The organism is Flavobacterium sp. 2755, from assembly GCF_031455715.1.
Classification (GTDB): domain Bacteria; phylum Bacteroidota; class Bacteroidia; order Flavobacteriales; family Flavobacteriaceae; genus Flavobacterium.
The window spans coordinates 91,786-106,556 of sequence record NZ_JAVDTG010000002.1 but is presented as its reverse complement, the minus strand read 5'-3'; the positions used below and the strand labels follow the sequence as shown (position 1 = coordinate 106,556).

At 32.3% G+C, this 14,771-nt stretch carries 15 protein-coding genes; 1 reads left to right on the top strand and 14 read right to left on the bottom strand.

Annotation, left to right across the window (positions count from 1 at the left end; all coding sequences use genetic code 11):
* Positions 1–20: 20 nt before the first annotated feature.
* The 14 genes from J2Y38_RS04240 to J2Y38_RS04175 form a co-directional block, all read right to left on the bottom strand.
* Positions 21–1,142 (bottom strand): hypothetical protein, encoded by a 1,122-nt coding sequence (locus J2Y38_RS04240; RefSeq protein ID WP_309839885.1) that lies wholly within the window; start codon positions 1,140–1,142, stop codon positions 21–23.
* A gap of 4 nt (positions 1,143–1,146) precedes the next feature.
* Positions 1,147–1,578 (bottom strand): hypothetical protein, encoded by a 432-nt coding sequence (locus J2Y38_RS04235; protein ID WP_309839884.1) that lies wholly within the window; start codon positions 1,576–1,578, stop codon positions 1,147–1,149.
* A gap of 111 nt (positions 1,579–1,689) precedes the next feature.
* Positions 1,690–1,815, bottom strand: a complete 126-nt coding sequence (locus J2Y38_RS04230) for a hypothetical protein (protein WP_309839882.1) — start codon at positions 1,813–1,815, stop codon at positions 1,690–1,692.
* A gap of 406 nt (positions 1,816–2,221) precedes the next feature.
* A complete protein-coding gene (gene atpG / locus J2Y38_RS04225; protein WP_309839880.1) occupies positions 2,222–3,082 on the bottom strand; it encodes an ATP synthase F1 subunit gamma in 861 nt (286 codons plus the stop codon).
* A 91-nt stretch (positions 3,083–3,173) separates the two neighbouring features.
* Positions 3,174–4,751, bottom strand: a complete 1,578-nt coding sequence (atpA, locus tag J2Y38_RS04220) for a F0F1 ATP synthase subunit alpha (protein ID WP_065451758.1) — start codon at positions 4,749–4,751, stop codon at positions 3,174–3,176.
* A gap of 39 nt (positions 4,752–4,790) precedes the next feature.
* Positions 4,791–5,324: an ATP synthase F1 subunit delta gene (gene atpH, locus J2Y38_RS04215; protein ID WP_180857024.1), complete on the bottom strand. Its 534-nt coding sequence runs from the start codon at positions 5,322–5,324 to the stop codon at positions 4,791–4,793.
* 4 nt (positions 5,325–5,328) lie between these two features.
* Positions 5,329–5,829 (bottom strand): F0F1 ATP synthase subunit B, encoded by a 501-nt coding sequence (locus tag J2Y38_RS04210; protein WP_053472985.1) that lies wholly within the window; start codon positions 5,827–5,829, stop codon positions 5,329–5,331.
* 118 nt (positions 5,830–5,947) lie between these two features.
* Positions 5,948–6,139 carry an ATP synthase F0 subunit C gene (gene atpE, locus J2Y38_RS04205; protein ID WP_053472986.1) on the bottom strand — a complete coding sequence of 64 codons (192 nt, stop codon included), beginning with the start codon at positions 6,137–6,139 and terminating at the stop codon, positions 5,948–5,950.
* A 101-nt stretch (positions 6,140–6,240) separates the two neighbouring features.
* A complete protein-coding gene (gene atpB / locus J2Y38_RS04200) occupies positions 6,241–7,392 on the bottom strand; it encodes a F0F1 ATP synthase subunit A (RefSeq protein ID WP_309839870.1) in 1,152 nt (383 codons plus the stop codon).
* A gap of 568 nt (positions 7,393–7,960) precedes the next feature.
* Positions 7,961–8,188, bottom strand: coding sequence for an AtpZ/AtpI family protein (locus tag J2Y38_RS04195; protein ID WP_053472989.1), 228 nt, complete (start codon positions 8,186–8,188; stop codon positions 7,961–7,963).
* Positions 8,169–8,564: a polymer-forming cytoskeletal protein gene (locus J2Y38_RS04190; RefSeq protein WP_309839869.1), complete on the bottom strand. Its 396-nt coding sequence runs from the start codon at positions 8,562–8,564 to the stop codon at positions 8,169–8,171. The genes J2Y38_RS04195 and J2Y38_RS04190 overlap by 20 nt, the downstream gene beginning before the upstream one ends.
* Positions 8,565–8,568: 4 nt before the next feature.
* On the bottom strand, positions 8,569–11,181 hold the full coding sequence (locus J2Y38_RS04185) for a tetratricopeptide repeat protein (protein WP_309839867.1): 2,613 nt from the start codon (positions 11,179–11,181) through the stop codon (positions 8,569–8,571).
* Positions 11,182–11,270: 89 nt separating this feature from the next.
* Positions 11,271–11,966, bottom strand: a complete 696-nt coding sequence (locus tag J2Y38_RS04180; RefSeq protein ID WP_309839865.1) for an ABC transporter ATP-binding protein — start codon at positions 11,964–11,966, stop codon at positions 11,271–11,273.
* Between the two features lie 80 nt (positions 11,967–12,046).
* The gene (locus tag J2Y38_RS04175; RefSeq protein WP_309839863.1) at positions 12,047–13,516 is read right to left on the bottom strand and encodes a DUF5687 family protein; all 1,470 of its coding nucleotides are present in this window, start codon (positions 13,514–13,516) and stop codon (positions 12,047–12,049) included.
* Between the two features lie 127 nt (positions 13,517–13,643).
* On the opposite strand from J2Y38_RS04175, the gene J2Y38_RS04170 reads away from it, so the two are divergent.
* Positions 13,644–14,696, top strand: a complete 1,053-nt coding sequence (locus J2Y38_RS04170; protein ID WP_309839861.1) for a ferredoxin--NADP reductase — start codon at positions 13,644–13,646, stop codon at positions 14,694–14,696.
* Positions 14,697–14,771: the final 75 nt, after the last annotated feature.

The following is a 14,771-nucleotide window of genomic DNA, read 5'->3' as shown; positions in this document are numbered from 1 at the left end:
TGAATTTTATTTATTCGTTATTAAAAAATATCACCAAAGCCGCCGCTTGACAATTTATCTTCCTTCGTCATTTTATAATTTGGACCAGAATATTTTGTAGAATCCGGAATTGTGTTATTTCCAGTTTTAATTTCATCTGCCAATGAATCTAATCTTGAATAGAGCTCATCATTATCAACAGAGTATTTAGAAGTCAAAGCATCAATATCAATTAAGTTTTCAGATGTTTTAGCAATATCCTGAGCAATTGTTGATGTCACCACTTCTAAAGCATATTCTAATTCCCAATCCTTTGTAAACATCATAGCGCTTTTTGCGCTTTCTGTTGCTTCTCTGGCATTCTTTGCAAATTCATATTCTTTTTGAAGCATTTTAACCGTGGCATCAAAATCTGCAATTTTGATATCGATTGCTGTTCCTGCCAAAGTTAATTTCCTATCCATTTTTCCAAGGACGTTCGCTCTTACTCCATACTTCTGAATAAAACTTTTACTTTGTTCATATTGTGTCGAGATTCTTTGAGATTCACTTAGTTTTTTAGCTAACTCACTTTGCAAAGCCACATATTCATCAGTGTCCTTAGCAGCGAGGCCATTTACTTTCACCATCTCATCCATCGCCGATTTTAATTTTTCTGACTGACGCTGTAAACTCAAAACATCATCCTGAAAAGATTTTGCTTCTTTTTCAGATTTATTAGCTTCTATTTCCATATCATTTTTCAGTCCTTTTAGCTTGGCTTTTGTATTTTTAAAAACCTCACGGTTTTTAATCATTTTTTGCTTTTGCTCTTCCAATTCATTAAAAGGATCACTTTGAATTAAAGCTTTGTGAATTTTTTTTGTAGTAAAACGAAGTGCTTTCATTATAACTGGTGCCATCATTACTAAAAAAACCAGGAAAATACCTGTAGCAGATAATGCTATAGCTTGTCCGAGCATGGTAAATAATGGAGGAATAATATAAGTCCACACTAAATAACCTCCCATTCCCAACAGGCCTATTGCCAAAGCGAGAAATAATCCTTTTTCTCCTTTTTTAAGATCTGCTGTTTTTAAAGCTATTTCGCCCTTTGATTCATCAAAGTGTTTTAATATTGGTAATGATAAAAGTGTACTTTTTTCTTGTTCGTACTTATCCATGTTTCTATAAATATTGGTTGATTCCTGTAATTACAGTATTTATTGACGATAAAATTTTCTGCCTAGCTAAATCGTTGGCTTCTATTTTCAGCTGAATTTCTAAAAGCTGTTTCTCATTATTCGGATCCATTTTTTGAAGTTCCATTTTTTTAGATTCAAGTTCTTTTTGCAATTCAGCAATTTTAGTTTCTAGTTCAGAAACACTTTTGGAAAGATTATATTTTTCTTGTGTGATCGTACTGTCTAATTCCTTTTTTTTTGCTTTACCTATAACATTATACTTTTCATAAACCTTTTCAATTTCAGTGATATAAAAATTTCCTTTTTCTAAAAGATATTCTTTTGTTAAATCTGAATTTAAAGATTTACCCATCGTATAAGCCATTTGATAACTTTGCGCATTCGAACTTCCAACAGCAAGAACAGATTTATACATTTCGAAGAAATCGAAACCAGCAAGATTCAAAGAATCAAAACCTTTTTCATAAACATCAAGAATCTCATTTAGAAAAGGATTTGGCGAATTTGAATTATATTTTTCTTCGCTTTAAACAGGAAATTGATTGTTTGAGTTTAATGACGCGTCTTTTTCTCTTACAAATTCAGATTGTTCATTATCGCTCTGTTCTTCATTAATAAAGAGCTTCTTCCAATTAAAACTATCGTTTGTCATTATTACTTACTTTTCTTTCGCTCCAATTATATAATTGATTAATTGAAGATGAATTAATAAAAGACAAAAATATACTTTTAAATTAAATTATAAAGTTTTTCTTTCAAATTAAACCATAATTAGAAATAATATATTACAATAATTTAAAATAAGAGCGGGAATGATTGTTAAAAAAAGCTTTAAATATTCCTAAAAGAATAAGGAAAATCGAAGGTAGGTTTCAAAAAATAGGGGATATAAAATAGGATATAATGCATCATTACTTCTAAAAAAAGCAACAATAAAAACGACTAAAACTGGTTTTATTGTTCTTACAAAAAATAAATAGCTTAAGAATACAAATTCAATATTTTTCAAAAAAAAAGCCAGCAAAATTTGCTGGCTTTTTTATATATTTATGAATTAATTATCCATTCAAAGCTTCTGCTCCACCAACGATCTCTAAGATTTCATTTGTAATTGCAGCTTGACGTGCTTTGTTGTAAGTTAATTTCAATTGGTTTCTTAATTCTGTTGCGTTGTCAGTTGCTTTGTGCATTGCTGTCATACGCGCTCCGTGCTCAGAAGCAAATGAATCACGAATACCTTTGTATAATTGTGTTTTTAAAGACTTCGGAATTAAAGTCAAAACAATTTCTTCTTTTGAAGGTTCGAAAATATAATCTCCCGCAGAAACTGCGACATCAGTTTTAATAGGTGCTAAAGGCAAAAACTGCTCCGTTTGAACAATTTGAGTTGCAGCATTTTTAAATTGATTGTAAATTAATTCGATTCTATCATATTCTCCAGATAAGAATTTTTCAGTCAAATTATCTGCGATATGACCAACGTTTTCAAAAGTTAAATGATCAAAAATTGCATTATGATGACCGTGAACTTTATACGTTTTACTTAAAACATCATTTCCTTTTTTACCAATAGGAAAAATATCAACTTGTTTTCCGGCGTAAAAGGCAGTACGGTTTTTAATTTCTTTAATAACATTTGAATTGAATGCACCACATAAACCTCTATTTGAAGTTATAGCCACAAGCAATACTTTTTTTACTTCACGTTGTGTTGTGTAATCACCTCCTACTTCACCTTCAAGTGTAGCAGAAAGATTTTGCAACAACTCCGTTAATTTCTCGGCATACGGGCGCATTGCTGTGATTGCATCTTGTGCTTTCTTAAGCTTTGCTGCAGAAACCATTTTCATTGCCGATGTAATTTGCATCGTCGATGAAACGGAAGTAATTCTATTACGTATTTCCTTTAAATTTGCCATTTGTCGATTAAAAAAATGTGACAATTTGAAAATTAGATAATTAAAAAGTCTTTGAAGAGCTTTCTAATTATCTAATTTACGAATTATCTAATTAGATATATTTTGCTGAAATTTCTTTTGCTGCTTTTTCGATAACATCAGTAATGTTGTCATCTAATTTACCAGCTTTCAACGCGTTAAGCGTATCTTTATGTTTACTGTTTAAGTAAGCTAAGAAATCCGCTTCAAATTCTTTTACTTTATTTACAGGAACGTTTCTTAATAAGTTTTTAGAACCAGCGTAGATAATTGCTACTTGGTTTTCAACTGTATAAGGATCATTTAAACCTTGTTTCAAGATCTCAACGTTTCTTTTTCCTTTTTCAATTACGTTTAGAGTAACAGAATCTAAGTCAGAACCAAATTTAGCAAACGCTTCTAATTCACGGAATTGAGCTTGATCTAATTTTAAAGTTCCTGAAACTTTTTTCATTGATTTAATTTGAGCATTACCTCCAACACGAGATACAGAAATACCTACGTTAATAGCCGGACGAACTCCAGAGTTGAACAAATCTCCATCAAGGAAAATCTGACCATCTGTAATCGAGATTACGTTTGTTGGGATATATGCAGAAACGTCACCAGCCTGAGTTTCGATAATTGGTAAAGCAGTCAATGAACCACCACCTTTTACGATAGACTTGATAGAATCTGGTAAGTCGTTCATGTTTTTAGCAATTCCGTCATCAGCAATTACTTTACAAGCACGCTCTAATAAACGAGAGTGCAAGTAGAAAACGTCTCCAGGGTAAGCCTCACGTCCCGGTGGTCTTCTTAATAAAAGAGAAACCTCACGGTAAGCAACAGCTTGTTTAGATAAATCATCATACACAATAAGTGCAGGACGACCTGAATCTCTAAAGTATTCTCCAATTGCAGCACCTGCGAAAGGAGCGTAAACTTGCATTGGAGCTGGGTCAGAAGCATTTGCAGCAACGATAACTGTATAAGCCATTGCTCCTTTTTCTTCTAACATTTTTGCGATTCCTGCTACAGTTGAAGCTTTTTGTCCAATTGCAACATATATACAGAATACAGGTTTTCCTGCATCGTAAAATTCTTTTTGATTTAAGATTGTATCGATACAAACAGTTGATTTACCTGTTTGACGGTCACCGATAACAAGCTCACGTTGTCCACGTCCAACCGGGATCATAGCATCTACTGCTTTTACTCCTGTTTGTAATGGCTCAGTAACTGGCTGACGGAAGATAACTCCTGGAGCTTTTCTTTCTAAAGGCATTTCGTATAAGTCCCCACCAATTGGTCCTTTTCCATCAATTGGAAAACCAAGAGTGTTAACAACACGTCCTACCATTTGCTCACCTACTTTAAGAGAAGCAATACGTTGTGTTCTTTTTGCTGTTGATCCTTCTTTGATTCCTGTTGATGGTCCTAAAAGTACCACACCAACATTGTCTTCTTCAAGGTTCAATACAATAGCTTCAAGTCCGTTATCAAATTCAACTAACTCACCATATTGTACATTCGATAACCCGTAAATACGAGCAATACCGTCTCCAACTTGAAGTACTGTTCCTACTTCCTCTAGCGTAGCACCAGATTCAAAACCTTCTACTTGCTTTCTTAATATTGCTGAAATTTCAGCAGGTTTGATTTCCGCCATCTTAATTTATAATTTAGACACTTTTTATGTGTAATAAAACTAATTACTTAACTCTCTTTTTAATACTTGTAATCTGTTTGCAACAGATGCATTGTATTGATTATCACCTATTCTTAAAATAAATCCACCTATGATAGAAGGATCTACGATATTTTCAATTGTAATTTTTTTATCTGACAAAGTTGCAATTTTAGCTAAAACTTTAGCTTCTAATGCAGCATCCATAGGAATTGCAGTTGTAACTTTTGCTACTTCAATACCATTACTTTGATCAAATAATTTGCTGTATTCTACTGCAATTGCTTCTAGAATTTCAAATCTTTTGTTTTCAAATAATAAATGAAATAAACCTTTGGTTACGCCATTTACATTTGCGAAAACTTCTAAAAGAGCACTTTCCTTAACTTCAACTTTTGTAGTTGGGTTTTGAATAAAGGTACTCAATTCTGCATTTGTCTCAATTGCCAAAGCAATTGACTTCATATCGTTATTGACAGCTTCGGCAACACCTTTAGAGTTTGCTAAGTCTAGAATTGCTTTTGCATAACGAATTGCTGCTCTTGTACTTGCCATAATCTTAGTTTAACTTTACGTCACCTAACATTTTCTCTACTAATTTAGCTTGAGATTCTTTGTTAGATAATTCTTCTTTCAATAATTTTTCAGCAATACTTAATGATAAAGTTGAAACCTGAGATTTCAATTCTGCCATTGCAGCATTTTTTTCGCTTTCGATAGCCGCTTTAGCCTGCTCGATCATTTTTTGACCTTGCGCTTGTGCTTCGTTTTTAGAATCAGCAATCATTTTCTCTTTCATTTCGCGAGCTTCTTTTAACATAGCATCACGTTCAGCACGAGCTTCGTTCAAAATTCTTTGATTGTCTGCTTGTAAGTTTTGCATTTCTTGTCTAGCATTTTCAGCAGAAAGCAATGCATCTTTAATACCTTGTTCTCTATCATTTACTGCATCAAGAATTGGTTTCCAAGCGAATTTTTTCAATAAAAATATTAATCCAACAAATATTAGAATCTGCCAAAAGAACAAACCGAACTCAAACTGATTTATTAACTTTTCCATTATATATGATTATAAATTTTAAATTATGTCTTTTTAACTGCCAAAGGCAATTTTAATGTTTTAATTTTAAAACAATAGTTACAACCAACCGTTGCAACTATTGTTTTTTGTGTTTTAATTAAGCAGCGAATAACGCAGCGAAACCAATTCCTTCAATAAGTGCAGCAGCGATAAGCATAGCTGTTTGGATTTTTCCTGAAGCTTCTGGTTGACGAGCGATAGCGTCCATTGCTGAACCACCAATTCTACCAATACCTAAAGCAGCTCCGATTACGATTAATCCTGCTCCAATGAAATTTAAACCGTTCATATATGTATATATTAAAAATTAAACATTCTATTTGATTTTAGATTTTTGAATATAGATTTTAGATTGAAAATAATCTGAAATCTAAACTCTAAAATCTAATTTTAGTGGTGCCCCTCCTCTTCGTGGTGGTGCTCTTCTACTGCTGAACCAAAATAAAGTGCAGACAGCATTGTAAAAATATAGGCTTGTAAAAATGCAACTAAAATCTCTAGTATAGAAAGTGCAAATGATAATCCGAAAGAAAGACTGCTTCCAATCCAGCTCTTAAAGATAAACATTAATCCGATGATACTCATCAATACAATGTGACCTGCGAAGATATTTGCATACAAACGAATCATTAATGAAAATGGTTTAATGAAAACTCCTAGCAATTCAATTGGAGCCAAAATAATTCTCATTGGTTTTGGCACTCCCGGCATCCAGAAAATGTGACCCCAGTAGTTTTTATTTGCAGTAAGGTTTGTAATTAAGAAAGTAAGGATTGCTAAAGAGAATGTAATTGTTAAATTACCAGTAGCATTAATTCCTAGTGGAGTTAATCCGAAGATATTTAAAAACAATACAAAGAAAAATATTGTCAATAAATAACTCATGTATTTTTTATGGTGCTTTTCTCCAATATTAGGAATAGCAACTTCGTCACGAATGAAAATTACAAGTGGTTCAAAGAATCTTCCTGCTCCAGAAGCAATTCCTCCATTTTTAGCATATGATTTTGCTAAACTTGTAAATAACCAGAACATTAATAATGCTGCAACAAAAATAGAAAGTACTGTTTTTGTAATTGAAAAGTCTAACGGACGAACATTTGTTGGATGACCAGTTTTTTCATCTTCAGTAATTGTTCCGGCAGCATCTGTTTTGTAGATTTTACCATCATGATGATTAATCACGTAATAATTTCCGTTTGATTCTGCTACTGCATGACCGTGGTTAAATTTTGAAGAAGAAAAAATTTGAAGACCATTATCCAAAATAATTACCGGCAATGGAAAACCATAATATTTACCAGTCTCATCATCTTGTGTTAAAGTAAAATCGTGAGAGTCCAAAACGTGGTGGCCAATGAAAGCCTTAATTTTAGATTTTACATCAGTTGGTTCTGCATGGTGCCCTTCAGAAGCTGCTTCGTGAGCTGTTTCAGTTTGAACATGCGCCGAGTCTTTTTCTGAATTAGAAAAGCTCATTAGTGGAAGACAAGCTACAAAAGCTGCAAGAATAAATCTGAGTGGTTTGTTTGAAATCACCATATCTGTGGAAATTCTTATTTTTTATGTTTCTAAAATTTGGTGCAAAGGTACATTTTTTATTAATATTCAAAAGGATATGAAAAATTATTTTTGAACCTTGTTTTAAAGAATCCGCATTTTAACGCTTTTCATTTAATAATCGGACAGTTAAAATCGTTTGAAATAACAAAAAGAGAATAAATGTTACAAAAAAATTGATTTTTTCAACACGGATGTTGTGAATCTTGTCGGATAAAATCGGCCGCAAAACAAAATAATACACAAACATTTGAATAAAAGTTCCAAGCATAAAAAACATTCCGATGCTGTCGAACTTATCTTTTTTGAATTTTACTGTTAGTGTTAATAGTAAGGCAGAAAAAAATAAAAAGATCAAATACAATACTTCTATACTGTAATGAAAGTTTTGATCATTGATTTTAAAAATATAGAAAACTCCCTTATGTAATATATAGGAAGCAAATGCAAGAATATGCAGATGAAGAATAAGTTTGTAGTTTTTTAAAAACATCCCGAACATTTTTTTGCAAAGATGCAATATTTATTCAAGCCATTTTTAAAACTTAATTTACTTTGTTTTGTTGATTTCGTTTACCTGACGAATTACATTATATAATGCAATTGCAACTCCAACCATAACTAATACCTTATTATAGTATATCTTTTCGCTTGGATGGTTTTCGTCTAACCAGGTTCCTAAATAAGAAAACAAGAAAATAATAACCCCCATTTGAATAGGAATATTTATGAGGGCTATCCATTTATTGTTTTGTTTTTTATTCGGGTCCTTTTCCATCTTTTATGGTTACTTCTTTATTTTGTGTGAGCATGGTACAAGTTGCTGTAAACTCTGCTCCCGGTTCTATAGACAGTTTTCCAACGGCAACTTCGCCGTGAATTTTTGCTGCTGCTTTGATATTAAGGATTTCAAGAACTTTAATTTTTCCGTGAAATTCTCCTTCGATATCGGCATTATTACAAATGATTTCTCCTTTTACTGCGCCTGTTGCGCCAATCACTAATTTTCCCTGCGAGGTGAAATTTCCAATCAATTCGCCATCTAATCTAAAATCGGCTTTTGAAACAATATCTCCTACAATAGAAGTTCCTTCAACAATTCGGTTTGTTTTTCCTAAAAGTTCTGTTCCGTTTTTTTTTACTTTGTCAAACATTATATTATGGGGTTTTTGGGGCGAGGTAGGCGTCTAGGTTCTTTTTAATTTGAACCACTTTGTAATTATCTGCTGATATAATAATTGACGGATGTGCAATTTTATATTTATCGTCTTCTCTCAAAACTCCTGCTACATCTCTGGCATAAGCTTCAGATTTTAAACCATGAATTGACACAAAACTTTGGGTTCTGTTGTATTTATCAAAAGACGTTGTTAATCTTTCGAAATTTTCGACTAACAAAAATACTCTAATTGCTTCTTCAATCTTTTTAACTGTTTTAGTATCCGTATTAGAAACCAGATATACAATTTTCCAGTTTTTATTATCTACAGTTGTAAAATTAAGTCTTTCTAAAGCTGGGACATTTTTCTCCAAAATTTCTCTGGCATTTTTTCCTTCTTCACTATTTGGATAATTATCTGCCACGTTTTCTAAACCTTTTTTATAGGCTTCTAATCCGTTGACTTTTCCTAAAGTGTTTGCTTTTAGTAATTCAAATTTAGAAACAATCTCTTCTCCAGAATATTGATTGATTAAATTATCAATATTATCTAAGACAACATCAAAATTCTCCTCCTGAAATAATTTATACCATTTTTGGTATTCTTTTTCAGGTGAAGCTATATCATCAGCATTTGTATTATTTAAAATCTGTGCATATCTCGACGTTGGGTAATTTGTCGTTATGTCTGATTTAATTTTTGCTGCTTTTTCCGGATCTGTAATTTGATATATTTTATACAAATTATACTTCGATGGAAGCACCAATTTTTCTTCTGGATTATTTTTAAGTAATTGCTCCAGTTTATCACTGGCTAATTTATATTCCTTAAATTTCTCCTTATATATAAGACCTAATTGATAATAGGCAAAATTGCGTTCTTTGCCAATACTATCCATTGCTATTTGTGTTTTCGGAAGTTGTTTTTCATAAAAAGCAGTAGTATACTTTTCAATAACAACCGTGTCTTTCAATTTAGCCGCGTCCGCTTCATTTATACTGTCATTGAGCATCGCTGCATCATTTGCCGATTTTATTGTGGCCAGTCTCCAGTTTCCGCCAAGCGTTCTGTTACCCCACATTTTTTTAAACTGCAACTTTCCGTATGCAACTGTCGTTGGGTTGTAAAAATAAAAAGTACTTGCCGTAGCGTCATTTCCAGATGGAGGTCTTATTCCGTCATCAGGATCTGCAGGTTTACCCAATGAATTTGGATTTACTGCTGTTGGCGCACTCGAAGCATTTGTGTTTCGGTCGATATTAGCCAACTTCTCTTTTTCTTTCTCTTCTAAAATTCGTTTTGCTTCGTCTTTCTTTTTAAGCTCGGCAATGTAATTTTCAAAATAAATTTTTCTGTCAGCATCAGGCAATCCGTAGACTTTAATAATACTGTCGTTTCTTTTTGCAATTCCTTCGTATTTAATTACGTCGTCAAGATTTTTTCTGTTTTTTTCGATAAAAGTAAACTCCCTTGTTTTTGGGTCTAATTTTGTCAATGTACTGTCATAATATTTAGCAGCCATTGTATAGTCTGTATTTTTAAAATACATGTTTCCAATATTTCGATAAGCCGATGCCATTAAATAAGGATCTGTAGATTTTCTGCCTAAAGATTTATTGTAGAATTTTAATGCATTTTCTTTGTCTTTCTTTTTATCATAGAAAACCCCCATTTCATAAAAAAGAACATCATAATAAGGTCGGTTTTCACGATCTGCAACTAACTTATTATAGATTTTTAAAAATATGGTATCGTTGCCTTTTTCATAATCGTACATCTGCGCTTTTTTTGCGTAAGCATGCATCATGTATTTTCTGTTGGCTTTACGATTCATGTCGATTACGCCATCATAATAATAGGTAGCGCTGTCTTTATTTCCAACTTCCTGATACATTTGTCCCAAGATGAATTTATAACGGGCACGATCTTCATTTATTCTTGAAAATTCTTCTGCAATTCTAAGTTTTGCAACGGCGCTGTCTCTTTCTTCTAAATTCAGGAAAGCTTCTGCCAATAAAGCATTGGCATCAGAAAATGTCTGTTTATCTAAATCCGTTTTCTTTAATAACAGATTAATGTTTTTAACCACAATCGCATCATTTCCTAAACGCATATTGGTTTTTTCACGCCAGATTTTTGCTGTATAAATATTACTGCTGTTAGGGTATTTGTAGAGAATGTAATTGAAAGCATCTAAAGCCGGAATAAAACGCTGATCGTAATATCTGGCTTTTCCAAGCATTAAGTATGCCTCGTCAATTTGATAGTTTCTTTCTCTTCCTCCAATATTCATGGAGTGTTTTTGAATTGCTTTTGTTGCTTTAGTTTCTGCTTTTTCGAAGTCAGGATTTTTTGTTTTTGATCCTTCCGAAAAATTTTCATCAAACTGCATTTTTTCAATAGGAAGTCTTTTCCAGAAATTGTCCTGATTGTTGGCCTGAATAGCTAGCAATCCTTTGTCAAGACCAATTCCTCCATTATACAAAATGTTATATTTTGTACTTAATGCATGGGAATTCCTGTTCACAAAAGTATTATTCTTGGTAGAACATGCTATCAAAAGAAGAAAAAACGTGAGAAAAAAACTATATTTAAGAGTACTCTTTTTCAATAGAACTGATTTTAAAGCATTAACTTCTAAAAAGCATTTTTAGTATAATGACTTGTAAAAATACACTTCTTTTTTGAAACTTTAGAGACTTACACTGCAAAAAAAGATTCCAATTCTTGTAAGGTTTCTTCTGAGGTTTGAATATCCTTTACAATTTCACCTTTATTGAGTGCGACGATTCTATCGCAAACCTCAACGGTGTGTTGTAAATCATGGCTCGAAACCAAAACAGTAACATTTGGATTTTCAGCTAATTCTTTAATAATTTTCTTTAATCTGCTTACTGTTGTCGGGTCTAAATTTGCAAAAGGTTCATCTAAAATTACCACTTCAGGGTTTCCTATAAGTGTGGCAATAATTCCCACTTTCTTTTGATTCCCTTTTGATAAATCGCGAAGGTATTTTTTGTTGTTTAAAATTTCTCCATTAAAAAATTCTTCGTGTTTGGCTAACAATGCATCAATATCAGCTTTATTTTGATGGCGTAAATCTCCAATAAAATAAAAATATTCTTCAGGAGTCAGATAGCCAATCAGGAAACTTTCATCTAAAAAAGAACCGGTAAAAGATTTCCAGTTTTCACTCGTATTTACCTGAATATCATTGCTTGTTATATTTCCCGTTGAAGGCTGGATTAAATCTAAAAGCAAACTAAAAAAGGTAGTTTTTCCTGCTCCGTTGTTTCCCACTAATCCAAAACTCTGCCCTTTTGGAATTTCAAGATTATTAATGTTTAAAACTGTAGTACCGTTATATTTTTTTGAAAGTTGATTTACTTGTATCATTGTAATTTTAGATTTTGGATTGTTGATTTTAGATCTCTATCTGATAAAATTATCTCATTATCAAATGACATATTCTCTAATTAACTCTTTTGTTTATAAGCATTTATTGTACTGTACTTTTCGATTTTATATCTTTTTTCGATTAAAGAAAAAACCTTGTCTTTAAAGATAAAACCTAAAACTCCTGCTCCGGCAACTAATGCTAATCCGAGGTTTTTGTTGTCAAAATAAATTCCTGCTCCATAAAGTCCCAAAGGCAGTAAAATTTTAGGAAGCGTTAACAACATTGCACTTACATTAAATGCTTTTTTATCTCCAAAAGCACCGCCGGCATTACTTAAATCGATTGGGGTTTTAGTAAAAGCGCCTCCCAATAACACCAAATGTGAATTGACTCCAATATTATAAATTGCCGCAACAACAATCGTTAAATAAACATACCATCCAAAATAAATATAAAACGAAGCCAGAATTGTAGAAATAATTGTGGCAATAACAATCAGCCACCATTTTGCCATAATATAACCACGATACGGAATATTTTGTGTCATCATTAATTGATAATACGCACTATCCCAGCTGGGTACAAATTGTCCAAAGACAAATAAAAACCCGCCCGAAACAAAAATTCCCGCTAAAAGGTGCATTACTGGTTTGTCGTATGTTTCAATTCCTCCGGAGAAAAATAAAAATCCGTAGAACAAAAATAAAATGCTCATAAAAATAGTCGTTTTCGACCTTTTGTTTCTTTTGATAAGTTTAATATCGTTTTTCAGAAAAGTTCCCAAAGTTCCAAATTGATTCAGCCACGAAAGATTCTCTGTCTCAGCAACATCTTCTTTTACAGAAAGTCCTGCATCTAGATAGAGATTTTTTTTGAGGAATTTAAAACTAAAAATATATAAACCCACCAATACTAAAACGGGAATTAAAAATTGTCCTTTTTTAGCATAAAACCCCAGAAAAAAGGGAGTTGTAAAAGTTGTAATATCAAACCATTTGTAATATTGGGCGCCACCCAAAACAAGAATTAATCCAACAAAAACAACAAATAATTTGTCGATATTACTTAAAATTATATTCAGGAAATTGTTGATGTATATAAACGAAAGCATTGCCAGATTCCAGAAAATAATAGCTGTTATATCATATCCTTCTATCGCTAAAACAACCGAAAACGGAACAAAAAATAAACCGTGAACCCAATTAAAAAAGGACAAAACTGTTTTTCCCAATGAAAAATGAACAATTACAGGTTTTTTAAAAGGTAAAACCAATAGCGGTTTTATGTTCAAAACGGGAATTGATTGCAGCAGTAAACGAATTACTAAATCAAAAAGAAAGTAATAAATCAGAAATCGGTTTACGGTTACTAATGGTTCCAGATGCATTTCTTTAAGAATGTAAAATGCTCCAATACCCATTGCAATAAAAATTAATGAAAAATAGATCATTAAAAATCCTATTATAATTTTCATTGCCAGGTTTTTACCAAATGATGCCGATCTGATAAAGGCTTTCCATTCGAGATAAATAAACTTTTTAATCATGGTAAATTGGTTTTGATTTTTGTAGTAAGAGATCAAATGTAGGAAAACGTTACAAAAAAAGTTAAAAAAAATATTTTAGTAAGTGTCAATTACTTATGGTTTGCTACTTTTGCAAAAAAATTAAATCATGCCTTCATTCTTAAAACTTATAATTAAAGAGGTAAAACGCGAAACTGCCGATGCGGTTTCTGTACTTTTTAATGTTCCAGAAGAACTTAAACAGGACTATAAATTTATAGCCGGACAATACATAAATTTAAAATTAACTCTTGACAATCAAGAAATTCGTCGTGCTTACTCTATTTGTTCTGCGCCAGAAAGCGGTGAATTGCGAATTGCGGTTAAGGCCGTAAAAAGCGGTTTGTTTTCGCAATTTGCCAATACAATACTAAAAGCAGGAGATGTTCTTGAAGTGGGTCAGCCGGAAGGAAAATTTACTTTTGAGCCTGATGCTGAAAGACAAAAAAATTATGTTGCGTTTGCTGCCGGAAGCGGAATCACGCCGGTACTTTCTATTTTAAAATCAGTTTTAAAGAATGAACCTAAAAGTTCATTTGTATTGGTTTATGGAAACAGAACTCCTGAAGCAACTATTTTTCATCAGGAATTACACGATTTACAATTGCAGTATGTTGGCCGTTTTTTCGTGCATTATGTGTACAGTCAGGCGAAAGTTGAAAATGCATTGTTTGGAAGAATCGAAAAATCGACTGTGAATTTTGTATTGAACAACAAACACAAAGAATTAGAATTTGATAAGTTTTATTTGTGTGGACCTGAAGAAATGATCAATACGGTTTCGAATGTTTTGAAAGAAAAAAACGTAAAAGAATCTGCTATTAAATTTGAGCTTTTTACAACTTCTTCTGAAGAACATGTAATTCAAGGTTCTCAGGAAGGGCATACTAAAATTACTGTTTTAGTTGATGATGAAGAGGTCACTTTTGAAATGTCTAAAAAACAAACCATTCTTGATGCAGCTTTAAAACATGGCGTTGATGCTCCTTATTCTTGTCAGGGCGGAATTTGCAGCAGCTGTTTAGGAAGAGTTACTGCCGGAACTGCTGAAATGACAAAAAATTCTATTTTAACAGATGGTGAAATTGCCGAAGGTTTAATTTTAACCTGTCAGGCGCACCCAACTTCAGATACTATTTATGTAGATTACGACGACGTTTAGTCTTCTAAATTTTAAAAATATAAATTCCAAATTCCGATTTTACAATTGGAATTTGGAATTTTTTTTGTGAGTTAT

Excerpts from the sequence above, each read along its gene's own strand:
- J2Y38_RS04240 (WP_309839885.1), bottom strand. The coding sequence starts at position 1,142 with ATGGATAAGTACGAACAAGAAAAAAGTACACTTTTATCATTACCAATA.
- J2Y38_RS04235 (WP_309839884.1), bottom strand. The coding sequence starts at position 1,578 with ATGTATAAATCTGTTCTTGCTGTTGGAAGTTCGAATGCGCAAAGTTAT.
- J2Y38_RS04230 (WP_309839882.1), bottom strand. The coding sequence starts at position 1,815 with ATGACAAACGATAGTTTTAATTGGAAGAAGCTCTTTATTAATGAAGAA.
- atpG (WP_309839880.1), bottom strand. The coding sequence starts at position 3,082 with ATGGCAAATTTAAAGGAAATACGTAATAGAATTACTTCCGTTTCATCG.
- atpA (WP_065451758.1), bottom strand. The coding sequence starts at position 4,751 with ATGGCGGAAATCAAACCTGCTGAAATTTCAGCAATATTAAGAAAGCAA.
- atpH (WP_180857024.1), bottom strand. The coding sequence starts at position 5,324 with ATGGCAAGTACAAGAGCAGCAATTCGTTATGCAAAAGCAATTCTAGAC.
- J2Y38_RS04210 (WP_053472985.1), bottom strand. The coding sequence starts at position 5,829 with ATGGAAAAGTTAATAAATCAGTTTGAGTTCGGTTTGTTCTTTTGGCAG.
- atpE (WP_053472986.1), bottom strand. The coding sequence starts at position 6,139 with ATGAACGGTTTAAATTTCATTGGAGCAGGATTAATCGTAATCGGAGCT.
- atpB (WP_309839870.1), bottom strand. The coding sequence starts at position 7,392 with ATGGTGATTTCAAACAAACCACTCAGATTTATTCTTGCAGCTTTTGTA.
- J2Y38_RS04195 (WP_053472989.1), bottom strand. The coding sequence starts at position 8,188 with ATGGAAAAGGACCCGAATAAAAAACAAAACAATAAATGGATAGCCCTC.
- J2Y38_RS04190 (WP_309839869.1), bottom strand. The coding sequence starts at position 8,564 with ATGTTTGACAAAGTAAAAAAAAACGGAACAGAACTTTTAGGAAAAACA.
- J2Y38_RS04180 (WP_309839865.1), bottom strand. The coding sequence starts at position 11,966 with ATGATACAAGTAAATCAACTTTCAAAAAAATATAACGGTACTACAGTT.
- J2Y38_RS04175 (WP_309839863.1), bottom strand. The coding sequence starts at position 13,516 with ATGATTAAAAAGTTTATTTATCTCGAATGGAAAGCCTTTATCAGATCG.
- J2Y38_RS04170 (WP_309839861.1), top strand. The coding sequence starts at position 13,644 with ATGCCTTCATTCTTAAAACTTATAATTAAAGAGGTAAAACGCGAAACT.